Below are 23,166 nucleotides of genomic sequence, written 5' to 3'. Positions count from 1 at the left end.
CGTGCACTCGGCGCCTGGGGGCGGGGGGGAGCGGGGGCGGGGGGGCTAGCCGTTGGCGTAGATGGCCATCGTGGCCCAACCCAGGCCGAGGAAGAGGAGCGCGGAGTGGGTGAGGACCTGTTGCATCGCGGTGGCCCGTCGGCGGAACACCCAGGTCAAGACCAGCGCGAGGAGCCCGAGTCCGGTGGCGAGGAACGCGATCGGGACCCGAGACTCACCGGTCTGGGTGGTGATCGTGCCACCGTCCGTGGCGGCGTAGGTGCACTGTCGACCCGGGGGCAGGAACGTGATGTCGGCTTCGTAGGCGGAGGAGTCTTCTGTCACCACAGCCCCTGGGGGCACGTTCCCGAAGCACTTGCCTTCGATCTCTCGGCCGTCGGCGTACTGACCGATGAACACGAACCAGATCAGCGCCGCGCCCAGCGCGCTCAGGAGGACGAACCACCATCCCAGATTGCGCCGGCGGTCTGCATTCGTCATCGAGTCACGACCTCGTCCGCGCTCTCTCGACGCGGACGAGGCGGGTCGCGGAAACGGCATACGCGCCGGCTATGGCCAGCGCCAGAAGCGCGCCGAGAACGACGGCGGCCGGGAACGGAGCGGTCCCCGCTCGAAAGAGGCCGGTGACGGCCTGAATCGCGAAGAGGACGGAGAGGACCGCACTGGAGAGAGCCGTCGTCGTCATCCGCCACCACGGCCGGGGCTCCGGCCCCTCGCCGGGACCACGGAACACACGCGCGGTGAAGACCACCAGGGCGATGACCACCAGCAGCGACCAGACATACCCGATCAGGAGGTTCATCGCGCCGAGGGCGATCCCGATCATCGGAAGGATGATCACCGCTCCGACGACGATGCCCGCCTTGGCCGAAGGTGCTCGCACGCGCATTCTGCCCTCTCCCCCACACGAATCCTGCACACGACGAAGAGACGTCATGCCATCAGGACACTAGACGTTTCTGAGCGCCGTGTCTGTCGACTGTTCGGGGACACCGCCATAGTCGGGCGTTCTCGTCGAGTGCACGGCATCCTGCCGAGTGCACGGCTTGGTCACGTCGATAAGTCGTGCACTCGGCGCGAAGCCGTGCACTCGCGGCCCACCGGCGCGGGCCGGGGCGCGCCGCCGCTCAGCGTTTCTGGCGCTGCACCGCCAGGGTCACCGTCGCCGAGTCGGCGGCGGGGACAGGAGGCGCGGCGAGGGTGGGAAGCCCTGCGGCGACAGGCTTGCGGGCCCGACCGATCGCTCGACGGGACAGCGCCCACTGCAGGCCGTAGCCGATCGCGAACACCATCAGCGTGAAGATGAGCGCCATCGCGGCACCCTGATCCGGCGCGTACAGCTGCGCGGACCGCGGGTTGATCATCGCGTAGATGTACATCGACAGCGGACGCGACGACGGGGTCGCGAGGAACGCCGGGAGCGTGAACTCGTTGGTGCCGAGGATGAACATCTGGATCCACACCGCCATCACGGTGGGCATCAGCAGCGGCGCGATGATGCGGCGGAACCCCTCGAACCGACTCGCTCCGCTGGTGAGCGCTGCCTCCTCCAGCTCCGGACGGATCTGCAGCGTCGCGCTGTACGACGAGCGGTAGGCGATCGACACCCGGTACGAGTACGCGATCACGAGCGCGAGCAGCGTACCCGCGATCGGGATGTAAGGGTTGATCACCATGAAGGTGAGGAACATCGCGAAGCCGGCGATGGTCGCGGGGATCGCGACCGACGACGAGGCGAACAGGTCCATGGCCTTCACCCACCACGTCTTCTTGCTGCGGGCGATGCCATAGGCGAGCACGGTGGCGAAGACCACCGCGATCGTTGCGCTGCCGCCCGCGATGATGACCGTGCGCCCGAGCGACACCCAGAACTCCGGGTCGGCGAGCACCGTGCCGAACGCTCCGAAGTCGGTGCTGCCGAGCATCGCGTCGATCGAGAATGCCACAGGGTACGGGGTGATCGCCGCCCACAGCAGCGCCAGAAGAGGAAGGATGCCGGTGAGCAGGATGAACACGGCGACCAGCAGCATGACCGGGATCTTCCACGGCCCCATCCGCATGGTCGACGGCCGGAAGCCCTTGCCCGACACCGAGGCTCTTCGCTCGGCGTTGCGCGTGGCCCGCAGATAGACCGCGAAGGCGATGGTCGTGATCACGAGGAACACCAGGCCCCACGCGGCGGCCAGACCGTACTGCGGCAGCTCGCCCGCGTTGGAGCTGATGAGCGTCCAGAGTTTGAGGGCGAAGATGTCTCGCCCCGACTCCTGCCCGAACAACAGCGGGACCTCGAGACTGCCGAGACCGAGGATGAAGGTGAGCACGGTCACTCCGAGAAGGCCGGGCCAGAGCATCGGCAGCGTCACGCGGCGCAGGGTCTGCGGCCAGGAGGCGCCCGACACTCGCGCGGACTCCTCCAGAGAGCCGTCCATGTTCGTCAGGATGGGCACGATCATCAGGTACGGGAACGTGACGTTCGTGAGCGCCTGGATGAAGATCATCGTCGGGAAGGCGTACGGATCGATCGGCACGTCGCTCGCGAACGGCAGCAGTCGCAGCATCTGGTTGAGCACGCCAGACTCCGGCGACAGCATCAGCAGGTAGGCCTGCGCCTTCACGATCGGCGGGATGATGTACGGCACGATCACCAGCACCGAGATGAGGCGACGCCACGGGGCGTCCGTGCGCACCGTGACCCAGGCGAGGCCGAAAGCCATCAGGAGCGTGAGCAGCGTGGAGCCGCCGACGAAGGCGCCGGTCGCGCCGAGCACTCCCCAGAAGTCTTCACGCAGCTGCCACAGGGTGACGAAGTTGTCGACACCCCACTTCGCCGATGAGACGCCGAAGGGCAGGAACGGACCACGGAACGCGGTGATCACCTGGACGATCAGCGGTACCGCGAGAAGGATGAAGATGACCGCGCCCGAGACGATCATCGCGATCGTCATCGTGGTGGGACGCTTTCGCCCCGTGGTCCGTCCTGCCTTGAACATCGTTATCCGTTCAGCGCCTTGTCGGCGGCGTTGATCATGGCCTGCCAGTCGTCACGAGTGGCCTGCGTCTCGGTCTCGGCCCCGTTGTCGAGGCCGAGCAGCAGTGCGTCGGAGTTCGTCTTCATGAGCCCGGTGGACTCGGCGAACGTCGCGGCCGGAAGACCTGCGAACGGCACCTGGGTGCTCGCGAAGCGCTCATCCGTCATGCGCAGCTTGATCCAGTCGGGGTCGAACGCGTTCCACAGGGTCCACAGCGCCGCACCCGGCTTGTTCTTGGCGTCGGAGTTCACTCCGGAGAACTGCGCCCAGACTCCCGCGTGCTCGAACGGCGAGACCTGCAGCGCGGGGTTCGGGTTGAACAGCGTCTGGTTCAGCGCGATCGGCACGTCACCGCTGGAGAGCGGAGCGCCCTGGTCTTCGAGCAGCTTCAGGTTGCCCGACGACATGAGCTCGTCGATCAGCGAGACCATCTTGTCTTCGCCCTCGGCCATGCCGTATCCGGCGAAGACCACCGCGTTGTAGCCGGCGACCGACACCTTGTCCTTGTACTCGGGGGCCAGCAGCCCGTCGAGCGTCTCCGGCACCGACTCGACCTTGTCGGTGTTGTACTGGATGAGGGTGCCGTTGATGCTGTCGGGCATGAGCTCGGGGGCACCGATGGTCAGGAACTCCTTCGGAACGCCGAAGCTCTCCCAGTCGACCTTCTCCCAGAAGCCCTCGTCGTACATGGCGGCCATCGAGGTGATGGAGCCTGACACCACATCGGTGTTGCGCGAACCCGTGGCCTTGGCCGAGATGATCGCCGATGACAGGTTGTAGGTGAGTCCCCTGGTCTCGACCTTGATGTCGGGGAAGCGCTTGTTGAACTGCTCGATCACATCGGGCGACAGTTCGTACCAGTCCCAGATGACGAGCGTGCCGCCGTCGGCCTTCTTGGCCTCTTCGTAGAGGGTGTCGAGCTGCTTGTCGATCTCGGGCCAGTAGTCGTCGTAGAAGTTCTCGCAGCGCGTGATCGCTCCGATCTCCGCAGCATCGCAGGTGGCCGAGGCGGCGTCGCCCTTGAGCGCGCTGTCACCGCCGGCGGCCTCGGTCGACGTGTTGCATCCGGTCAGGGCGAGCGCGAAGACCGCCGTGATGGCGACTGCTCCCAGTGTTCTCTTCATGATCTGAATGTCCTCTCTGACATCAGGTATGTGATTGCGGGTGTGGTGCGTGGTTTCGTCAGGCGCCCAGCACGCGGCAGGCGTGCGGGACCAGTTCGAGGAAGACCCTGCCGCCCTCGGGGGGTGTCGCCTGCGGTGCTCCGCGGCCGACGATCGTGGCGACCGGCTCGCCGTCGGTGAGCACCTCGGCCTCGTACTCGACGATCTCGCCGAGGAACTCCACTCGCACGATGCGCACGGGAAGCACGTTCGGGCGGTCGACCGCGGTCTCGTGCCAGCGCACGGTCTCGGGGCGGAAGGTCAACGTGACCTGATCGCCCGCCGAGACGTCGTCGGGCACGGGCGTCTGCAACCGGGTGCCGAGCGCTTCGACCACCGCGTCGCCGGCGCCATCGCGGTCGATCACCACGGCGGGGATCATGTTCGCGCGGCCCACGAAGTTCGCCACGAACCGGTCTGCCGGCTGGTCGTAGAGTTCGCGGGGCGTGGCCTCCTGCACGATCCGCCCCTCGTTCATCACGGCCACCCGGTCCGACATCGACAGCGCCTCCGACTGATCGTGCGTGACGTAGAGGGCACTGATGCCCAGGGTGCGCTGCAGACTCCGCAGCTCGTTGCGCATGGTGTCGCGCAGCTTGGCGTCGAGGTTCGACAGCGGCTCGTCGAGGAGCAGCAGTCGCGGCCGATGAGCGAGTGCACGGGCGAGAGCGAGTCGCTGCTGCTGTCCGCCCGACAGCGCGGTGGCGGGGCGCTGCGCGAGGTGGTCGAGCTGCACGAGCTCGAGCGCCTCCATCGCCCGCTTGCGCGCCTCCTGCTTCGGAAGCTTCGAACCCGCGACCTGCAGCGGGAAGATCGCGTTGGCGAAGACCGTCATGTGCGGCCAGATCGCGTAGTTCTGGAACACCATGCCGATGTCGCGCTTGTCCGGCGACACGTGCTCGGTGCCCGTCGACAGAACGCGGCCGTCGAGCGAGATGACACCGCCGTTGCTCCGCTCGAGGCCGGCGACACAGCGCAGCGTGGTCGTCTTGCCGCATCCCGACGGACCCAGCAGCGAGTAGAACGTTCCCGGCTCGATCGTGAAGGTGACGTCCTTGACGACGGGAACGGCCGCGCCATCCAGCTCGTAGTCCTTCTTCAGGCCGTCGACGACGAGTCTTCCGCCTCCGGATCTCTCGTTCATCGGAGCCTTCTCCTGCTTCTTGGTTCTGGATGTTGGATCCACTGCGATTGCCGTCATCATCGTCCCTCTCTCACAACAGAACCCACCGGCTGCGGGGCGGTCGGTGCACCCCAGGGGCGGGGCTTCTCGAAAAACACCACGACGACCGCGCACACCGCGAAGGCGATGGCCGAAAGCAGAAGCGACTGCGACATGGCCGCGGCCAGCCCGATGCCGTCCTTCGTCGAAAGCTCGCTGCCCGGGTGGATCGCCCCTGGCACGAAACCGGTGATGTGCGCGGCGAGCGTCACATTCATCAGCACGGCCAGCAGCGCCGATCCGATCACCGATCCCATCTGCCTGGTCGTGGAGTACACACCCGATCCCGCTCCCGCCTGCGTGTGCGGGAGATTGCGGGTGGCGGTCGACGCGAGCGGGCCGAACATGCCGGACACCCCAACCCCCAGCAGTGCCGAGGGGAACAGCAGGAGCCAGAACGGAGCATCGAGCGTCATCGTCGCCGCGTACCAGGCCATGGCCACGGCCGAGATGACGAAGGCGGCGAACGTCACCCAGCGCGGACCGATCCGGTCGCTCAGCTTGCCGACGAACGGCCCGAGCACACCCGAGACGACCGCCATCGGCGCGAGCATCAGAGCGGCGAGCGTCGGGTCGAGGCCACGGGCGACCTGGAAGTAGAAGGCGAGCGGCACGGGCATCGCGGTGATGCCGACACCGACGAGGAAGATCGTGGCGTTCGCGACCGAGAAGTTGCGGTCGCGGAACAGGCTGAGGGGCATGAGGGGCTCTGCGCGGTTGAACCGCTGCCAGACCACGAAGAGCACCAGCAGCACGGCGCCTGTGACGATGACGCCCCACACCGTGACCGGGCCGAACATCACCCCCCAGTCGTAGACCTCGCCCTCCTGGATGCCGAACACCAGCAGGAACAGCCCCAGCCCGGACAGGGCGACGCCGATCCAGTCGAACCGGTGCGGATGCCCCTCCAGGTTCGGCACCAGACGCCAGGCGACGACGAAGGCGACGATCCCGACCGGCACGTTGACGAAGAAGATCCACTCCCAGCCCACGGTGTCGGTGAGCACGCCGCCGAGGATCGGACCGACGAGCGTCGCCAACCCTCCGACCGCTCCCCACGCGCCCATGGCCTGACCGCGACCGCGAGGCGGGAAGACCCGCGCGATGATCGCCATGGTCTGCGGCGTCATCAGAGCGGCACCGAAGCCCTGCACGGCTCGGGCCGCGATGAGCATCTCGATGCTGCCGGCCAGGCCGCACGCGAGCGAGGCGAGAGTGAAGACCACGAGGCCTACGAGGTAGACCCGCTTGGGACCGAACCGGTCGCCGAGCCTGCCCGTCACCAGCAGCGGAACCGCGTAGGCGAGCAGGTAGGCGCTGGTGACCCAGATCACCGTGGTCAGGTCGGCGTCGAACGCCGCGAGGATGACCGGGTTGGCGATCGCCACGATCGTCGTGTCGACGAGGATCATGAAGAAGCCGATGCACAGCGCCCACAGGGCTGGCCAGGGCCTGACTGTCTGAGTCATGGATCGCTTTCGGGAGGGATCGTCATGGGTCGGGAGCCGGTGTCCGTCCACTCAGCCCCTTGTCGGAGGACGGACACCGGAGTTTCGGGGAAGCGGTCAGCCTTCGGCGGCGGGGATGCCGACGACGGGTTCTCCCAGCAGCGGAGTGGAGACCGCGTAGATGCCGTGGTTGGCGAAGAGCCAGATCACGTTGCGGTCCCACTCGACGAAGATGCCGTGCACGGGGGCGGCGAGGTCATCGTCGTCCTTGAGACCGATCGGCGGAACGAAGTACGCACCGACCTTGGGGTTCTCCGGGTCGCGCACGTCGAAGATCTGCAGACCAGCGGCGTAGAACGCGTAAGGGATGACTCCACCGTGCGGCGTGCCCGTGTTGGTGAAGTAGCCCGAGCGCTTGGGCCCGAACGATCCGCGGCGCTGCGCCCAGTCGGTGAACGCGGCCTCTGCCGGCGGCGTCGGGCGGGGGAGCGTCCGCACGACCCGCGGGTTCGTCGGGTCGCTCACGTCGATCTGGTAGATCTCCTTGGCCGGCTCGTAGCAGTCGGTGTTCATCGGGTAGCCCGAGACGTAGACGTATCCCGTCTCCTCCACCTGAGTGGTGTCGACGTTGTCGCCCTCGGTGCCGGCGACGCTGACCGGGAGGTGGCACCAGCCGACGTGGTTGATGTTCGTGGGGTCGGACACGTCGAGCACGAAGAAGCCCTGACCGCCCTGGGCGGCGTAGCCGTACTTCCACCCTGACTCGACCGAGCGCGGCATGAAGATGCCCATGCGCGAGCCGAACCACGAGGTCTTGTTGTTCCAGCGCTCGTTGTCGGCGAGGTACTCGGAGTCCGCCTCCTCGCCGGCGCGGGATCCGGGCACCCACCAGTTCGAGAGCAGCTCGGGCTTCGCCGGGTCCGACACGTCGTAGGCCGCGTGCCCCGCCGTCCACAGCGTGGTCTTGTACGGCTGGTTGGTGAAGGTGTTGTCGGGCGCGGTCGCCACGAACAGGTACTTGTCGCCGTAGTAGACCGGCAGGTCGAGCACGCCGTTGCCCTCCTGGATCTCGTCCGGTCCGTGGTTCGGGTCGGTCGAGACCTCGGTGAGGAGCGTCCAGTCGCGGGGGCTGGGGCCGTTCATCTCCCAGGTGCGGAAGCCGCGCAGGCCCTCCCACTCCTTCAGCTGCCCCTCGACGGTGTCGTCGATCCACTTGTTGGCGACGCGCCCCTTGAGGAAGTACCGCGGGGTCTCGCTCGCCTGGATGGCGATGTGCTTGCCGAGCTTCTGGTTCCACTGCACCGTCGTCGCGCCGAACTGCGGGCGGGGGTCGTCCCAGCCCCACTGCTCCTCGTCGACGATGGTGAGGTCGCGCGGGTCGGTGATGTCGTAGAGCTTCCAGTGGTTGCCGCCGCCGTAGTGCAGCATGAGGCGGCGGCCGTCCCAGTCGTAGATGCACTGCCACGAGTGGCTCGTGTTCACCACGATCGGGTAGAACGCCTCGGCGGTCGCGTTGAGCGCATAGGTCTCGGGGTCGCGGTAGTCGAGCTGCCCCGGCCAGTCGACGAAGACGTCGCGAGGCACGGACGGCGTGTGCTCCGGCGGCAGGAACGTGCCGTCGGGCTGCATGCCCCAGCTGGAGGGATCGGGATCGGCCGGTTCACCGGCGACGCGCACGAAGTCTTCCGGGCGGTACTTCTTCGCATCGGGCACGTAGGGAGAGCCGGCCATGTCGCCTCCATTGGCTGAATCGGGTGAGATCGTCACGACGTGGTGTCGTTCTCATCAGGTTCACCCTGTGGGAGCGATGCTGTCCAATATCCATACGGGTCAGAGCTATGACCATCCGGGCATATCAGCCGGCGAAGCGCGGCTCCGTCTGCGCGTACTCGCGCTCGAGCTCCGCCAGGCGTGCGCCCTCTTCGCGCAGATGAGCCAGCAGCGCGGATGCTGCCGGCGACGGCGCCCGGTCCTTGGGCACCGTGACGCCGACCGAACGACGGATGGAGCTGAGCGGCGTGGGCAGGATCCGCAGTTCGCGGTCGTCGACGGCGATGAACATCGGGAGCGCCGCGATCACATCGGTCGAGATGAGCAGGGTGCGCAGCGTCAGCATCGAGGTGCACTCGACGCGGTCGGGCGGGAGCGGCAGTCCCTCGTGGAAGAAGACCGCTTCGAGCTCGGCCCGCAGCGCCGTCTGCGCGACCGGGAAGATCCACGGGTAGCTGATCAGCTCGGCGAGGGAGTTCGCTTTGACCCCGCCGAGCACCGGATGCCCGGCGCGCGCGACCAGGCGGATCGGCTCGAGATGCAGTCGCTCCTGCTCGAGTCGCACCGGCGCCGTGGGCGAGAGCCGCCCGACCGTGAGGTCGAGGTCGCCGGCAAGGAGCAGCTGCTGCAGCGTGTCGGGCGTTCCCTCACGCACGACGACGGTGAGCCGTGGATGCTCGGCCTTCAGCGCGGCGATGGCCCGTGGCAGCAGCAGGTTGGAGCCTGCGAGGTGTGTGCCGACCGTGACGGTGCCGAGCTGCCCCGACTGCAGCAGCCGCACCTCCTCCCCCGCGGCACGAAGCTCGGCGAGCACGGAACGTGCGCGCTCGATGAACGAGTACCCGTACTGCGTGGGCCTGACCCCGCGCGGCAGCCGCTCGAACAGCGGCACGCCCAAGACGTCTTCGACCTCGCGGAGGCCGCGGGTGACGACGGGCTGGGTGATGTGCAGCGACTCGGCGGCGCGCACCAAGGTGCCTTCGTCGGCGATGGCGGTGACGAGGACGAGGTGGCGGATCTTGACCCGTCCGTCGAGCAGTCGATCGGTGACCATGTTCCGGACTATAGCCGTATGGGCATGGCAGTGCATCAAGAGAGTATTTGTCGGCATCCCTCGAACCTTCCTAGCCTGAGCCCATGCCTTCCGAGACGATGACGCCTCCCCTCCGTGCCGCCGAGCCGGAGCGGGCGCCCCGCGCGATCCACAACATGATCGCCGGCGAGCGCGTGGAGGGCATCGCCACCTTCCAGAAGATCAGTCCGGTCGACGGGTCGATCATCGCCGAGGTGCACGAAGCCGGCACCGAGCAGGTCGACCGCGCCGTGGCCGCTGCCCGCGCGGCGTTCGACGGACCGTGGGGACGGATGACGGTCGCCGAACGCGCCCGTCTGCTGCGCGGGGTCGCCGACGCGATCGACCGCCGCGCCGATGAGCTCGTCGCGGCCGAGGTGGGCGACACCGGCAAGCCCGAGGCTCTCGCCCGCGACCTCGATGTGGCCCGGGCCGCCGCGAACTTCCGCTCCTTCGCCGACACGGTCTCCACGGCCGGACTCGACTCTTTCCTGACCGAGCTGCTCGACGGCCGCCGCGCCCTGAACTACGCCGTGCGCAAGCCGCTCGGGGTCGTCGCCGTGATCGTGCCGTGGAACCTCCCGCTGCTGCTGCTCACGTGGAAGCTCGCTCCGGCCCTCGCCACCGGCAACACGGTCGTGATCAAGCCCTCGGAGGAGACGCCCTCGTCGGCCACGCTGCTCGCCGAGATCCTCGCCGAGGCGGGGGTGCCGGCCGGCGTCGTCAACGTCGTGCACGGTTTCGGTGCCGACTCCGCAGGCGAGGCACTCACGAAGCACCCGGGCATCGACGGGGTCACCTTCACCGGCGAATCGTCCACCGGCTCGGCCATCATGCGGGCGGTCGCCCCGCGCGTGCGCCCGGTCTCATTCGAGCTCGGCGGCAAGAACGCCGCGCTCGTGTTCGCGGACGCCGACCTCGACTCCGCCATCGCCGGCCTCGCCCGCTCCACGTATCTCAACACCGGCCAGGTGTGCCTGTGCACCGAGCGCATCTACGTCGAGCGCTCGGTCTTCGACGATGTCGCAGCCGGCCTCGCCGAGCACGCCGCCCGTCTGCGACTGGGCCGCCCGGAAGACCCGGCCACGACCACCGGTCCCCTCATCTCGCAGGCGCACCGCGAGAAGGTGCGCTCCTACTTCGACCTCGCCGTCGCGGAGGGTGCGACCGTGCTCGCCGGCGGTGGCATCCCCACCCTCGGCGACGGACTCGATGGCGGATCCTGGATCGAGCCGACCCTGTGGACGGGCCTCGACAACAGCCACCGCACCGTGCGCGAAGAGGTGTTCGGTCCGGTCGCCGCGCTCATCCCGTTCGACACCGAGGAGGAGGCGATCCGACTGGCGAACGACACCGACTACGGGCTCGCCGCCGTCACCTGGACCACCGACCTCACCCGCGGCCACCGCGTGGCGCAGCAGATGCGCACCGGCATGTCGTGGGTCAACACCTGGTATCTGCGCGACCTGCGGAGCCCCTTCGGCGGTGTCGGGCTCTCGGGCATCGGCCGCGAGGGCGGCCACCACTCGCTCGAGTTCTACACCGAGCCGACGAACGTGTGCGTGCAGCTGTGACCGGCATCCAGGATTCCGACGCCGTGCGCCTGGCGGACGAACGGCTTCGGCTCGCAGCCGAGTCGGGGCGCCCGTGTGCGCCGGTGCGCGACCTGCTCGGCGAGACGGATCAGGATGCCGCGTACGCGGTGCAGTCGCTCGGCATCGCCCGGCGCCTGGACGAAGGGCGACGGGTGGTCGGCCGCAAGATCGGCCTCACCTCCCCCGCCGTGCAGACGCAGCTCGGCGTCGACAGCCCCGACTACGGCGTACTGCTCGACGACATGATGTTCGCCGACCGTGAGCCGATCGACCTCGCGCGCTTCCTGCAGCCGCGCGCCGAGGCCGAGGTCGCCTTCGTGCTCGGCAGCGACCTCGACTCCCCCACCACGCACGTCGCCGATGTGATCCGGGCCACCGAGTTCGTGCTGCCCGCGATCGAGGTCGTCGACTCCCGCGTGGCCGGGTGGGACATCCGCATCACCGACACCATCGCCGACAACGCCTCCAGCGGGGCGGTCGTGCTCGGCACCACGCCTCGACGCCTCGACGGGTTCGACCTGACCGCACTCGGCATGACCCTCGACCGCGAGGGCCGTCCGGTCTCGACCGGATCGGGCGCTGCGTGTCTCGGCAGCCCGGTGATCGCGGTGGCGTGGCTGGCACGCGAGGTCGCCAGACGCGGGCAGCCGCTGCGCGCGGGCGAGGTGATCCTCTCTGGAGCGCTCGGCCCGATGGTCGACGCGACCGCCGGGGTCTACCGCGCCCGCCTCGACGGACTCGGCGAGGTGCGTGCCGACTTCTTCGGCACGGCATCCGGCACATCAACGGAAGGGGCAGCGGCATGACCGTCGGCATCGCCATCATCGGCTCAGGCAACATCGGCACCGACCTGCTCATCAAGGTGAAGCGGCTCTCGACCACGCTGCACGTGGTCGCGATGGCCGGCATCGACGAGCGCTCCGACGGGCTCGCCCGCGCGCGCCGGCTCGGTGTGGCCACGACCCACGAAGGCGTGGACGGCCTGATCGCGATGCCCGAGTTCGCCGACGTCGAGCTCGTGTTCGATGCGACCTCGGCCGGAGCCCATGCCCGCAACGACGCACTCGTGCGCGACGCCGGGCGCATCATGGTCGATCTGACCCCCGCGGCGATCGGCCCCTACGTCGTGCCGGTCGTGAACCTCGAGGCGCACCTCGGCGCGACCAACGTGAACATGGTCACGTGCGGGGGCCAGGCCACGGTGCCGATGGTCGCCGCCGTATCGCGCGTCGCCCCAGTGGCTTACGCCGAGATCGTCGCGTCGATCGCCTCGAAGTCGGCCGGTCCCGGCACCAGAGCGAACATCGACGAGTTCACCGAGACCACCGCCCGCGCGCTGGAGGTGATCGGCGGCGCCGAACGCGGCAAGGCGATCATCGTGCTCAACCCGGCCGACCCGCCGCTCATCATGCGCGACACCGTGTTCTGCCTGGTCGAGGGCGACCCCGACGCACTGGATCGCGATGCCGTCAGCGCCTCGGTCGCCGACATGGTCGCCGAGGTGCAGGCCTACGTCGGCGGCTACCGCCTCAAGCAGCAGGTGCAGTTCGACGCGGTCGACGAGGCCTACGTGCCTGCTCTCGACCGCCCGTTCCGCGGCACGCGCGTGACCGTCCTGCTGGAGGTGGCGGGCGCGGGCCACTATCTTCCGGAGTACGCGGGCAATCTCGACATCATGACCTCGGCCGCCCTGCGCACGGCCGAGAGACTCGTCGCCGAACGGACAGGGGTTCCCGCATGACCACTGCATCTCCGCGCGTCTACGTGCAGGACGTCACCCTCCGCGACGGCATGCACGCCATCGGCCACGGTTACACGACCGACCAGGTCCGCGGCATCGCGCGTGCTCTCGAGGCCGCGGGCGTGGATGCCATCGAGGTCGCGCACGGCGACGGCCTCGGCGGTTCGAGCGTGGCCTACGGACAGGGCGCGCACACCGACTGGCAGTGGATCGAGGCGGCGGCCGAGGTGCTCGACCGTGCCGTCCTGACCACCCTGATCCTGCCCGGCATCGGCACGATCGACGACCTCGCCAGGGCCCGTGACCTCGGTGTCGCGAGCGTGCGGGTCGCGACGCACTGCACCGAGGCCGACGTCGCGATCCAGCACATCACCTGGGCGCGCGAGCACGGCATGGACGTCTCGGGCTTCCTGATGATGAGCCACCTCAACGATCCGCGCGGTCTCGCGGAGCAGGCGAAGATCATGGAGGCGGCCGGAGCGCACTGCGTGTACGTCACTGACTCGGGCGGACGCCTCACGATGCGCGACGTCGCCGACCGCGTCGACGCCTACCGCGAGGTGCTCGACCCCGGCACGCAGATCGGCATCCACGCCCACGAGAACCTCTCGCTGAGCGTGGCCAACAGCGTCACGGCCGTCGAGCACGGCGTGTACCGGGTGGACGCCTCGCTCGCAGGACAGGGCGCGGGGGCGGGCAACTGCCCGATCGAGGCGTTCATCGCGGTGGCCGACCTGCTCGGCTGGGAGCACGGCTGCGACCTGTTCGCGTTGCAGGATGCCGCGGAGGAGCTGGTGCGTCCGCTGCAGCGCCGCCCGGTCCGCGTCGACCGCGAGACCCTCACGCTCGGCTACGCGGGGGTGTACTCGAGCTTCCTGCTGCACGCCGAGCGCGCGGCGGAGAAGCACCGCCTCGATGCCCGTGACATCCTCGTGGAGTTGGGACGCCGCCGCATGGTGGGCGGCCAGGAGGACATGATCGTCGACGTCGCCCTCGACCTCGTCGCCGCCCGCTCGATCGAGGTGACCGCATGACCGCGGATGCCGTGTTCGCCGCCGCGCTCGACACCGCTCAGCGCACCGCGACCGCCATCAGCCAGCTCTCCTCCACGGAGGAGGTCGGTCTCGACACCGCGTACGCCACGCAGCATGCGCTGATCGCCCGCCGAGTCGCCCGCGGCGAGCGCATCGCGGGCCTCAAGCTCGGCTTCACGAGTCAGGCGAAGGCGCAGCAGATGGGCGTGCACGATGTGATCATCGGCACCCTGACCGATGCCATGCGCCTCGACGACGGTGCGACGTTCGACCGGCGATCGGCCATCCACCCGCGCATCGAGCCCGAGGTCGCCTACCTCCTGGCATCCGACATCGACGGCACGGATATCAACGGCGCCGGAGCCGATCGCCCGCTGTCTGAGCTCGTCGCCGCGGTCGCTCCTGCGCTGGAGATCATCGACTCGCGGTACCGTGACTTCCGCTTCAGCCTCTCCGATGTCGTGGCCGACAACACCTCGGCAGCCGGCTACGTGATCGGCCCATGGACACCGTTCGACCGGGCCGGTGCCCTCGACAACAGGGCTGTCCGGCTCGAGGTCGACGGCAGGGTCACGGCCACCGGCTCCACCGCCGCGATCCTCGGCGACCCCGGTCGTGCCATCGCCGCAGCCGCACGGCTCGCCGCCCGCCACGGGTTCACCCTCCGCGCCGGCACGGTGCTGCTCGCGGGGGCCGCGACCGCCGCCGTCCCACTGCCCGACAACGGAGTGGTCGAGGCGACGATCACCGGGCTCGGAAGCGTCAGTGTCCGCACGCGCAACGGAGCCGACAGTCTCGTCCAGGAGGAGGCACGATGACCGAATCACGCGGCATCCTCGTCGAGGGCAAGGCCACGCCCCGCGGCCGCTTCCCGCACGCCAAGGTCTCCGGCGACCTGGTCTTCGTCTCCGGCACGTCGAGCAGGCGTCCCGACAACACGATCGCCGGAGCCGAGGTCGATGAGTTCGGGGCGACGAGGCTCGATGTCGCGGTGCAGACCCGCGCGGTCATCGAGAACATCCGCGAAGTGCTGGCCGCCGCCGGCTGCGGCCTCGACGACCTGGTGCAGGCGACCAGCTTCCTCGTCGACATGAACGACTTCGTCGCGTACAACGCCGTCTGGGCCGAGTACTTCGACGAGCAGGGGCCGGCCCGCACCACGGTCGCGGTGCATGCCCTGCCGCATCCGCACCTGCGCATCGAGATCCAGGCGATCGCGCGCCGCCCCGAATCCAGTACCGACCGCACCACCACTGACCACAACACCACTGACCACAACACCGCTGCCACTCTCGAGGAGGAGAAATGAGCACCATCGCACCCGTCATCCCACCCGTGATCGATTTCCCCGCATGGATCAAGGAGAACGAGCATCTCCTCAAGCCACCGGTCAACAACAAGGCCGCCTGGACGCCCATGGGCGACTTCATCGTGCAGGTCGTCGGCGGCCCGAACCAGCGCACCGACTTCCACTTCGACCCGTATGAGGAGTGGTTCTACCAGTACCGCGGCAACATGCACGTGAACATCCAGACGCCCGACGGTCTGCAGCGTATCGACATCCGCGAGGGCGAGATGTGGCTGCTGCCCGGCAACGTGTTCCACTCCCCGCAGCGCCCGGAAGAGGGCTCCATCGGCATCGTGATCGAGCGCATCCGCGAAGAGGGCACGCTCGAGAAGTTCGCCTGGTTCTGCCCGAACTGCAACGCCAAGGTGCACGAGGTCGAGCTCCAGGTGCGCGACATCGTCGAAGATCTGCCGCCGGTGTTCCGCGACTTCTACGAGAGCGAAGAGGGGCGCACCTGCCCCGAGTGCGGCGCCGTCCACCCCGGCAAGGGCTGAAACCCCTTGGGCACGATCGACGTCCACACGCACTTCGTGCCGAGCGCCTGGCCCGACCTGTCGACACAGGTCGGGCCAGGTCTCTGGCCGACCCTGCGCGTGGACTCCGAGCGCGAGGCGATGATCATGCTCGGCGACACCGAGTTCCGACGGGTCGGCGACGACTGCTGGGACGCTTCCGTGCGCCTGGCCGACATGGATGCCGACGGTGTCGAGATGCAGGTCGTCTCCCCCACCCCGCTGTTCTTCTCTTACGACAAGTCGGGCACCGAGGCCGTCAAGGTCGCCCGCATCTTCAACGACCTCGCGCTGGAGATCTGCGCCCCGGCACCCGATCGGCTGATTCCGTTCGCGCAGGTGCCGTTGCAGGATCCGGATGCCGCGTGCGCCGAGGCCGACCGCGCGATCGCCTCCGGTCACGCCGGCGTCGAGATCGGCAACCATGTCGGCGACCGCGACCTCGACGACGAAGGCATGGTGATGTTCCTGCAGCACTGCGCCGACAGCGGCATCCCGGTGTTCGTGCATCCGTGGGACATGCCCGGCTCACCCCGTCTCGACCGCTGGATGGCGCGCTGGCTCACCGGCATGCCCGCCGAGACGCACTTGTCGATCATCGCCATGATCCTGGGCGGAGTGTTCGACCGGGTACCGCCGACTCTTCGCCTGGCGTTCGCGCACGGGGGCGGATCGTTCGCGTTCTGGCTGGGCCGGTTCGAGAACGCCTGGCAGCAGCGGCCCGACCTCATCGGGGTCAGCGAGCGCCCGCCGTCGGCCTACCTCGACCGCTTCAGCGTCGACAGCGTGGTGTTCGACCCCGTGGCCCTGCGCGTGCTGGTCGAGACTCTGGGCGCCTCTCAGGTGATGGTCGGCAGCGACTACCCCTACCCCCTGGGCGAGCGCCCCGTCGGCAGCGTCGTCAACCGGGCCGACTTCCTCGATGACGCGCAGAAGAGCGCCATCCGCCGCGACAACGCCCTGCGATTCCTGGGGCGCTGACCCCGCACGACCTCGAACGGACCTGCCTCATGAGCACCACCTCCACCCGCCCCGTCATCGACCGCGCGACCTGCACGGCCCTCGACGACGCCGACCCGCTGGCCTCGATGCGCGATCGCTTCGTGCTTCCCGACGGCGTGATCTACCTCGACGGCAACTCGCTCGGCGTGCTGCCGAAGCACACCGCAGCCCACCTGCAGCGTGTGATCACCGAGGAGTGGGGCACCGGCCTCATCCGCAGCTGGAACGACGCCGGATGGTTCGCCAAGCCGCGCACGATCGGCGACCGCATCGCACCCCTGATCGGGGCTGACGCCGGCGAGGTCGTGCTCGGCGATTCGACATCGGCGAGCCTGTTCCAGGCCGCGGTCGCGGCGGTCAGGCTTCGTCCGGGACGACGCGTGATCGTCGCGGAGCGCGGCAACTTCCCCACCGACCTCTACATGCTGGAGGCCGTGCAGGAGCTGCTCGGTGGCGGAACCCCGTTGGAGCGCCGGCTGATCTCCGACGACGGTCCCACCCTCGACGACGTGCTCGACGATCACGTCGCGGTGGTCGTGCTCACCCAGGTCGACTACCGCACCGGACGAATGCACGACATGGCCGAGGTCACACGCAAGGTGCATGCCGCCGGTGCCCTCGTGGTCTGGGACCTGTGCCACAGCGTCGGCGCGGTGCCGATCGACCTGAACGGAGCGGAGGCCGACTTCGCGGTCGGCTGCACCTACAAGTACCTCAACGGCGGGCCCGGCTCGCCGTCGTTCATCTGGGCCGCCGCCCGGCACCACGACGCTGCCCGTCCGGCCCTGACCGGCTGGCACGGTCACGCGAAGCCCTTCGACTTCACCGTCGAGTACGCACCCGCCGCGGGCATCGAGCGCTTCCGCGTCGGCACGCCTCAGCTGCTGTCGGTCGCCGGACTCGAAGCGAGCCTCGACATCTGGGACGACGTCGACATGGAGCTGCTCCGCGAGAAGAGCCTGCGGCTGACCGAGCTGTCCATGTCCCTCGTCGACACCCGCCTCACACCGCGCTGGGGAATCGAGCCGGTCACCCCTCGGGAGTCCGCCCGCCGCGGCAGCCAGGTCTCGCTCCGCCACGAAGACGGCTACGCGGTCATGCAGGCCCTGATCGAGCGCGGGGTGATCGGCGACTTCCGAGCGCCCGACCTCATCCGCTTCGGATTCACGCCGCTCTACACCTCCTACACCGACGTGTGGGATGCGATCGATGCGCTGGAGGACGTGCTCGACAGCGAGATCTGGCGCGAGCCGCGGTTCGCGCGTCGCGGCACCGTCACCTGAAGCACCGTCACCTGAAGCACCGTCACAGAGGGGGACCGCGAAATGATCGCCGGTCCCCCTCTCGTGCACACAGTTGCTGCGCGTCAGGCTCCGTCGCCCGCGGCCTCGATCGCTGCAGCCTCGAGCAGTGCGATGACCCCGTCGCGCACGTGATTCAGGTGCGACTCGAGCACGCGCAGAGCCTCGTCCCCATCTCCGGCCGCCACGACATCGATCAGCTCGCCGTGCGAGTGGTCGTGCGCGCCAGGAGACACCAGCCGCCAGCCGAGCACGTAGCGCCCCAGCTTGAGTCGCAGCTGCTCGATCATCTCCCACATCACCGGACGGGACTGTGCGTCATACAGCGTCGCGTAGAACTCGGTGCGGGCCTCGACGAACTCGCCGCCTTCGGAGATGTCGTCCGCCGTCTGCGCGAGTTCGCGCAGGCGAGCGACCCGTTCGGGCGTGATCTCCTCCATCGCCAGGCGCAGTGCGTCCTTCTCGAGCAGCGTCCGCAGATGATAGACCTCCGTGGCTTCCTCGACCGACAGCGCGCGCACCATCGCCCCGCGACGGGCATGGAAGATCACGAGCCCGTCGGCCTCCAACTGGATCAGCGCGGAGCGGATCGGCAGTCGCGAGATTCCGATGGATTCGGCCAGCGTCTCCTGTCGCAGCTTCATGCCGGGGGGCAGCGTGCCGTCGAGGATCGCGTCGCGGATGATGTCGTACGCCATCGCTCCGACCGACCGGTATCCGGCCCCGTGTCGCTGCGCGAGCTTCTGCAGCGCCTCGGCCCGTTCCTTCGGCGACGCGGCGTTCCCTGATTGCACCATGGGAGCGAGAGTATCGGATCATCACCGCGAACTCTGCATTCTGGATCCAAAATCGGCACGCGCCGTCACGGCAGTCACGTCCACCTGCGGGGGGACGAGGATCAACCCGCGGGAGGATGTCTCGGCTCGCGCGACCCGGCAGGCTCGAATTGTCGATCGTGTCGCCGAAGCTCAGTCGCCTCTCGTCGCGCTGAGCCGGAACCACAGGACTCGGCGCGGAACGATGAGAGTCGGGTGACCACAGGCGGCTTCCGCGTCGCGGTGTGCGTCTTCGCCTGCCACCGCGACCCAGCCGAAAGCACCTCACCGCTCCATGTCGTTCCTCACGCGCAGCAGTCTCAAGAACCGTCTCATCCTGTCGCTCGCGACACTGGCCATCGTCGCCCTCGGCCTGATATCGATGGGGTCGCTCAAGCAGGAGCTGATGCCGTCGCTGCAGGCGCCGATGGCGTACATCTCCGCACAGTCGCAGGGTCTCGCGCCCGAGGAGATGGCGAGCAGCGTGACCGAGCCCGTCGAGCAGGCGGTCCGAGCCGTCCCCGGCGTGACGAGCGTGACCTCGACGACATCCAGCGGTGGTGCGCAGATCCTCGTCGAGTGGTCGTTCGGCGAGAACGACGAAGAGACCCTGCGCACGATCCGCAGTGCGACCGAGTCGTTGAAGCCGAGCTTCCCGTCCGGCACAGAGGTCGTCGTGGCGTCCGGGGGTGCCGGTGATATCCCGGCCATGGTGCTGAGTGCCGGCACCAGCGGCGACCAGGAGGCGTTCGGCGACGCCCTGCAGCAGACCGTCGTCCCCGCACTGAAGGGCGTTCCGGGGGTTCGCGATGTCACGCTCGCCGGCCAGGAGACCCAGCGCATCACGATCGACCTCCGCCCGGCAGACGTCACGCGCCTGAAGGTCGAGACCTCGACTCTCGGGCCACTCCTCGAGTCCCACGGCGCAGCGCTCCCCGCCGGGCAGGCGGACTCCGCTGAAGGCCCGCTCTCGATCACCGTGGGGTCGCGGCTCGCCACCCTCGAAGACATCCAGGCTCTCTCCGTGCCCACACCCGACGGCGCCGTCACGGTCGCCGACTTCGCTGACGTCACGATCGAGAAGGTGCCGGCGCAGACCATCTCGCGCGTCAACGGCAACCCCTCCCTCACCCTCCAGGTCATGCCGTCGCAGGGTGCCAACGTGGTCGACATCTCGCACGGAGTGAACGCCGAGCTCGACAGGCTCGCACCGATCCTCAAGGCCGACTTCGTCACGATCTTCGACCAGGCGCCCTACATCGAGCAGTCGATCCACGACCTGTCCGTCGAGGGCGGGCTCGGACTCCTCTTCGCGGTGCTCGTGATCCTCGCGTTCCTGCGTTCGTGGCGCTCGACGGTCATCGCGGCCGTGTCCATCCCCCTGTCGCTGCTGATCACCCTCGTGGGCCTGTGGTGGAGCGGCAACACGCTCAACATCCTCACCCTCGGCGCCCTGACGATCGCCATCGGACGCGTCGTCGACGACTCCATCGTGGTGATCGAGAACATCTCGAGAAGGCGCGGAGACGGCCCGCTCACGATCGACGGCATCGTGGCGTCCGTGCGCCAGGTCGCCGGTGCCATCACCGCGTCGACCCTCACCACTGTTGCCGTCTTCCTGCCGATCGCGTTCGTCTCGGGCATCGCCGGTCAGCTGTTCCGCCCGTTCGCGGTGACCGTGTCGATCGCCCTCCTCGCCTCGCTCGTCGTGTCGCTCACGATCGTGCCCGTGCTCGCCTCGTGGTTCCTCAACAAGGCTCCGAAGCACCGTGCCGCAGACGCCGAGATTGCTCACCCCGCGGACTCGGAAACGTCTCCCGACGCGGCGCCGGCTCTCGAGGCCGAGGGGACGACGGCCGTGCTCGCGACACCTGCCGCAGCTGTCGCCGCCGCACCGGCACCGACTCTCGCGAGCGAGGCGCCGTCCGAGCTCGACGAGATCCACACCGCTCCCGACCGCCTGCAGCGCACGTTCATGCCGGCCCTGAATGCGACCCGTCGGCACCCCGTGATCACCCTGGTCGCCTCCGGGTTGCTGCTCGTGGCGACCCTCGGCATGACGCCGTTCATCCAGACCGACTTCCTCGGCTCGTCAGGCCAAGCGAGTCTGCGGGTCGTGCAGACTCCCCCGAAGGAGTCCACAGCCGACCTCGTCGCCGCGGCGGAGCCGGTTGAGAAGACGCTCGGAAAGATCACGGGCATCGCCGACATCACCACCTCGATCCCGATCCCCACACCCGGCACGCCCACCTCCATCACCTACGACCTGCGCTTGAAAGACGGCGCCGAGGTCGCAGAGGTCGAGTCGAAGGTGGAGAAGGCGCTCGATGGGTTGCCGGACAGCGGCGAGATCGAGCTCGCATCGCAGGATGCCTCGCTCGCGGGAGCCGGTGACGGTATCGCCCTGGCGATCCAGGGCAACGATCCCGCGGCTCTGCGCACAGCGAGCGACCTGCTCGAGAAGCAGCTCACCGACGCCGACGGAGTCCGGTCCGTGAAGAGCGAGCTCGCCGGCGAGCAGCCGGTGCTCCGGGTGAAGGTCGACGAGCCGCTGGCCGCGCGCCTCGGGTTCGACCGCGCGATGATCGCGAAGGCCGTGCAGGAGGCTCTTGCCGGTACCACCGTCGGCACACTCATGTTCGAGGGTCAAGAGCGCGACATCGTCGTGCGCACCCCGGGCGCCGAGCGCACCGCCGACAAGATCGGCGAGATCCTGCTCCCGGTCACTCCTCAGCAGACCGCGGAGGCGCAGAAGGCCGCCGCAGACGCGCTCAAGGCCAAGGCCGATGCCAAGGCGAACGAGGCGAAGACCAAGGCCGAGAACGAACTCAACTCGCAGATCAACACGGCCACGAAGCAGCGTGCGGAGCTCGCCGGCCAGATCGGCGCCTTGAACAGGCAGCTCGCGGAACTGTCTGCAGCGCCGATCGTCCCCGCTGACCCGCTCGATCCCAACGACGAGGCCGTCCTCAAGGCGCAGACGGAGCGCGCCGAGCAGCTCTCCGCGCTGCAGGGTGCGATCGAGGGCGCGCAGTCCGGCGTCAAGGCAGCGGACGAGCAGATCAAGGCCCTGCGTCAGGGCCGCGCCGATGCCGCAGCCCAGCAGGTCGAGGCCGAAGCCGCCGAGGCCGAGGCCAAGGCGGCCGCCGAGGTCACCGGAACCGCGATCCCGCTCGCCGCGATCGCGACCGTCGAAGAAGAGCTGACGGCTCCGACCATCACGCGCGCCGAAGGCGAGCGTCAGGTGACTCTGACCGTGACCCCGGAGAAGGGCGGCCTTGCGGCCGCCAGCCGGGCGATCGACAAGGCGATCGCCGAGACCGATCTCCCGGCGGGGGTCACCTTCGAACAGGGTGGTGCGTCGGCACAGCAGGACGAGGCCTTCAGCCAGCTCGGTCTGGCCATGCTCGCCGCCATCGTGCTCGTGCTCCTGGTGATGGTCGCGACGTTCCGCAACTTCCGCGGACCGCTCGTGCTGCTCATCTCGATCCCGTTCGCGGCGACCGGGGCGATCCTCGGGCTCCTGCTCACCGGCACCCCGATGGGCCTGCCGGCCCTGATCGGGCTCCTGATGCTCATCGGTATCGTCGTGACGAACGCCATCGTGCTCATGGACTTCGTGAACCGTCTCCGAGAAGCCGGAGCGAACCTCGATGAGGCCGTGGAGCACGGCACCCGCCTGCGCCTGCGCCCGATCCTGATGACGGCTGCCGCCACCATCTTCGCGCTGGTCCCGATGTCTCTCGGGCTCACAGGCGGCGGGGTGTTCATCTCGAAGCCGCTGGCGATCGTCGTGATCGGCGGGCTCGTGTCGTCGACGCTGCTCACGCTCGTCCTGGTGCCCGTGCTCTACACGCTCGTGGAGCGCAGTCGGGATCGCCGGATCGCCAAGCGCGCCGAACGTCGGGTCCGTCGCGAGGAGCGCCGCGCCGCTTCGTCCGAGACATCGACCGACATCTTCGAGGTCGCAGCCGACAGGGAGTAGCCCCTGGGCCCGGGTCACTCGCTGCACATGTCGGGAGATTCCGGCAGGTCCCACACGGATCTGCCGGAATCGACCGACATCCGTGAATCCTCCCGACATCCGTGCATTGATGTCGGGAGGACGCAGGAT

19 protein-coding genes are annotated in these 23,166 nt (G+C 68.6%); 10 read left to right on the top strand and 9 right to left on the bottom strand.

Annotated elements, in window-relative coordinates; all coding sequences use genetic code 11:
* Positions 1–45: 45 nt before the first annotated feature.
* From ACIQTX_RS02010 to ACIQTX_RS01975, 8 genes are all read right to left on the bottom strand, one after another.
* The gene (locus tag ACIQTX_RS02010) at positions 46–480 is read right to left on the bottom strand and encodes a hypothetical protein (RefSeq protein ID WP_402968202.1); all 435 of its coding nucleotides are present in this window, start codon (positions 478–480) and stop codon (positions 46–48) included.
* 4 nt (positions 481–484) lie between these two features.
* Positions 485–883, bottom strand: coding sequence for a hypothetical protein (locus tag ACIQTX_RS02005; protein WP_402968199.1), 399 nt, complete (start codon positions 881–883; stop codon positions 485–487).
* 244 nt (positions 884–1,127) lie between these two features.
* The gene (locus tag ACIQTX_RS02000; protein ID WP_402968196.1) at positions 1,128–2,945 is read right to left on the bottom strand and encodes an ABC transporter permease; all 1,818 of its coding nucleotides are present in this window, start codon (positions 2,943–2,945) and stop codon (positions 1,128–1,130) included.
* Positions 2,946–2,992: 47 nt separating this feature from the next.
* Positions 2,993–4,153, bottom strand: coding sequence for an ABC transporter substrate-binding protein (locus ACIQTX_RS01995; protein WP_402968193.1), 1,161 nt, complete (start codon positions 4,151–4,153; stop codon positions 2,993–2,995).
* 58 nt (positions 4,154–4,211) lie between these two features.
* Positions 4,212–5,336: an ABC transporter ATP-binding protein gene (locus ACIQTX_RS01990; RefSeq protein ID WP_402968190.1), complete on the bottom strand. Its 1,125-nt coding sequence runs from the start codon at positions 5,334–5,336 to the stop codon at positions 4,212–4,214.
* A gap of 56 nt (positions 5,337–5,392) precedes the next feature.
* On the bottom strand, positions 5,393–6,883 hold the full coding sequence (locus tag ACIQTX_RS01985) for a DHA2 family efflux MFS transporter permease subunit (RefSeq protein WP_402968187.1): 1,491 nt from the start codon (positions 6,881–6,883) through the stop codon (positions 5,393–5,395).
* Positions 6,884–6,979: 96 nt separating this feature from the next.
* Entirely contained in the window at positions 6,980–8,593 is a 1,614-nt protein-coding gene (locus ACIQTX_RS01980) for an LVIVD repeat-containing protein (protein WP_402968184.1), read from the bottom strand.
* A 124-nt stretch (positions 8,594–8,717) separates the two neighbouring features.
* On the bottom strand, positions 8,718–9,686 hold the full coding sequence (locus ACIQTX_RS01975) for a LysR substrate-binding domain-containing protein (protein WP_402968181.1): 969 nt from the start codon (positions 9,684–9,686) through the stop codon (positions 8,718–8,720).
* An 83-nt stretch (positions 9,687–9,769) separates the two neighbouring features.
* Between ACIQTX_RS01975 and ACIQTX_RS01970 the strand changes: the two genes are divergently transcribed.
* Genes ACIQTX_RS01970 through kynU form a run of 9 tightly spaced genes read left to right on the top strand, consistent with a single transcriptional unit; the run spans position 9,770 to position 18,219 of the window.
* Complete coding sequence (locus tag ACIQTX_RS01970) at positions 9,770–11,278, top strand: 2-hydroxymuconic semialdehyde dehydrogenase (RefSeq protein ID WP_402968178.1); 1,509 nt, start codon at positions 9,770–9,772, stop codon at positions 11,276–11,278.
* Positions 11,275–12,105 (top strand): 2-keto-4-pentenoate hydratase, encoded by an 831-nt coding sequence (locus ACIQTX_RS01965; RefSeq protein ID WP_402968175.1) that lies wholly within the window; start codon positions 11,275–11,277, stop codon positions 12,103–12,105. Before ACIQTX_RS01970 ends, ACIQTX_RS01965 begins: the two co-directional genes overlap by 4 nt.
* Positions 12,102–13,040, top strand: a complete 939-nt coding sequence (locus ACIQTX_RS01960) for an acetaldehyde dehydrogenase (acetylating) (RefSeq protein WP_402968172.1) — start codon at positions 12,102–12,104, stop codon at positions 13,038–13,040. Before ACIQTX_RS01965 ends, ACIQTX_RS01960 begins: the two co-directional genes overlap by 4 nt.
* Positions 13,037–14,074 carry a 4-hydroxy-2-oxovalerate aldolase gene (gene dmpG / locus ACIQTX_RS01955; protein WP_402968169.1) on the top strand — a complete coding sequence of 346 codons (1,038 nt, stop codon included), beginning with the start codon at positions 13,037–13,039 and terminating at the stop codon, positions 14,072–14,074. Before ACIQTX_RS01960 ends, dmpG begins: the two co-directional genes overlap by 4 nt.
* Positions 14,071–14,892 carry a 2-keto-4-pentenoate hydratase gene (locus ACIQTX_RS01950; protein WP_402968166.1) on the top strand — a complete coding sequence of 274 codons (822 nt, stop codon included), beginning with the start codon at positions 14,071–14,073 and terminating at the stop codon, positions 14,890–14,892. Before dmpG ends, ACIQTX_RS01950 begins: the two co-directional genes overlap by 4 nt.
* A complete protein-coding gene (locus ACIQTX_RS01945; protein WP_402968163.1) occupies positions 14,889–15,383 on the top strand; it encodes a RidA family protein in 495 nt (164 codons plus the stop codon). The genes ACIQTX_RS01950 and ACIQTX_RS01945 overlap by 4 nt, the downstream gene beginning before the upstream one ends.
* Positions 15,380–15,916 (top strand): 3-hydroxyanthranilate 3,4-dioxygenase, encoded by a 537-nt coding sequence (locus ACIQTX_RS01940; protein WP_105526600.1) that lies wholly within the window; start codon positions 15,380–15,382, stop codon positions 15,914–15,916. Before ACIQTX_RS01945 ends, ACIQTX_RS01940 begins: the two co-directional genes overlap by 4 nt.
* A 6-nt stretch (positions 15,917–15,922) precedes the next feature.
* Positions 15,923–16,915, top strand: coding sequence for an amidohydrolase family protein (locus ACIQTX_RS01935; RefSeq protein WP_402968160.1), 993 nt, complete (start codon positions 15,923–15,925; stop codon positions 16,913–16,915).
* A 29-nt stretch (positions 16,916–16,944) separates the two neighbouring features.
* Entirely contained in the window at positions 16,945–18,219 is a 1,275-nt protein-coding gene (gene kynU / locus ACIQTX_RS01930) for a kynureninase (protein WP_402968157.1), read from the top strand.
* 83 nt (positions 18,220–18,302) lie between these two features.
* Here kynU and ACIQTX_RS01925 read toward each other — a convergent pair whose 3' ends face one another.
* Complete coding sequence (locus ACIQTX_RS01925) at positions 18,303–19,034, bottom strand: GntR family transcriptional regulator (RefSeq protein ID WP_402968154.1); 732 nt, start codon at positions 19,032–19,034, stop codon at positions 18,303–18,305.
* A 313-nt stretch (positions 19,035–19,347) separates the two neighbouring features.
* On the opposite strand from ACIQTX_RS01925, the gene ACIQTX_RS01920 reads away from it, so the two are divergent.
* A complete protein-coding gene (locus ACIQTX_RS01920; RefSeq protein WP_402968151.1) occupies positions 19,348–23,037 on the top strand; it encodes an efflux RND transporter permease subunit in 3,690 nt (1,229 codons plus the stop codon).
* Positions 23,038–23,166: the final 129 nt, after the last annotated feature.

Source organism: Microbacterium sp. NPDC090281 (assembly GCF_044769635.1).
Lineage (GTDB): Bacteria > Actinomycetota > Actinomycetes > Actinomycetales > Microbacteriaceae > Microbacterium.
The sequence above is the reverse complement of the archived record's forward strand: the minus strand, read 5'-3'. Positions and strand labels throughout refer to the sequence as shown.

Excerpts from the sequence above, each read along its gene's own strand:
- ACIQTX_RS02010 (WP_402968202.1), bottom strand. The coding sequence starts at position 480 with ATGACGAATGCAGACCGCCGGCGCAATCTGGGATGGTGGTTCGTCCTC.
- ACIQTX_RS02000 (WP_402968196.1), bottom strand. The coding sequence starts at position 2,945 with ATGACGATCGCGATGATCGTCTCGGGCGCGGTCATCTTCATCCTTCTC.
- ACIQTX_RS01995 (WP_402968193.1), bottom strand. The coding sequence starts at position 4,153 with ATGAAGAGAACACTGGGAGCAGTCGCCATCACGGCGGTCTTCGCGCTC.
- ACIQTX_RS01990 (WP_402968190.1), bottom strand. The coding sequence starts at position 5,336 with ATGAACGAGAGATCCGGAGGCGGAAGACTCGTCGTCGACGGCCTGAAG.
- ACIQTX_RS01985 (WP_402968187.1), bottom strand. The coding sequence starts at position 6,883 with ATGACTCAGACAGTCAGGCCCTGGCCAGCCCTGTGGGCGCTGTGCATC.
- ACIQTX_RS01980 (WP_402968184.1), bottom strand. The coding sequence starts at position 8,593 with ATGGCCGGCTCTCCCTACGTGCCCGATGCGAAGAAGTACCGCCCGGAA.
- ACIQTX_RS01975 (WP_402968181.1), bottom strand. The coding sequence starts at position 9,686 with ATGGTCACCGATCGACTGCTCGACGGACGGGTCAAGATCCGCCACCTC.
- ACIQTX_RS01970 (WP_402968178.1), top strand. The coding sequence starts at position 9,770 with ATGCCTTCCGAGACGATGACGCCTCCCCTCCGTGCCGCCGAGCCGGAG.
- ACIQTX_RS01960 (WP_402968172.1), top strand. The coding sequence starts at position 12,102 with ATGACCGTCGGCATCGCCATCATCGGCTCAGGCAACATCGGCACCGAC.
- dmpG (WP_402968169.1), top strand. The coding sequence starts at position 13,037 with ATGACCACTGCATCTCCGCGCGTCTACGTGCAGGACGTCACCCTCCGC.
- ACIQTX_RS01950 (WP_402968166.1), top strand. The coding sequence starts at position 14,071 with ATGACCGCGGATGCCGTGTTCGCCGCCGCGCTCGACACCGCTCAGCGC.
- ACIQTX_RS01945 (WP_402968163.1), top strand. The coding sequence starts at position 14,889 with ATGACCGAATCACGCGGCATCCTCGTCGAGGGCAAGGCCACGCCCCGC.
- ACIQTX_RS01940 (WP_105526600.1), top strand. The coding sequence starts at position 15,380 with ATGAGCACCATCGCACCCGTCATCCCACCCGTGATCGATTTCCCCGCA.
- kynU (WP_402968157.1), top strand. The coding sequence starts at position 16,945 with ATGAGCACCACCTCCACCCGCCCCGTCATCGACCGCGCGACCTGCACG.
- ACIQTX_RS01925 (WP_402968154.1), bottom strand. The coding sequence starts at position 19,034 with ATGGTGCAATCAGGGAACGCCGCGTCGCCGAAGGAACGGGCCGAGGCG.
- ACIQTX_RS01920 (WP_402968151.1), top strand. The coding sequence starts at position 19,348 with ATGTCGTTCCTCACGCGCAGCAGTCTCAAGAACCGTCTCATCCTGTCG.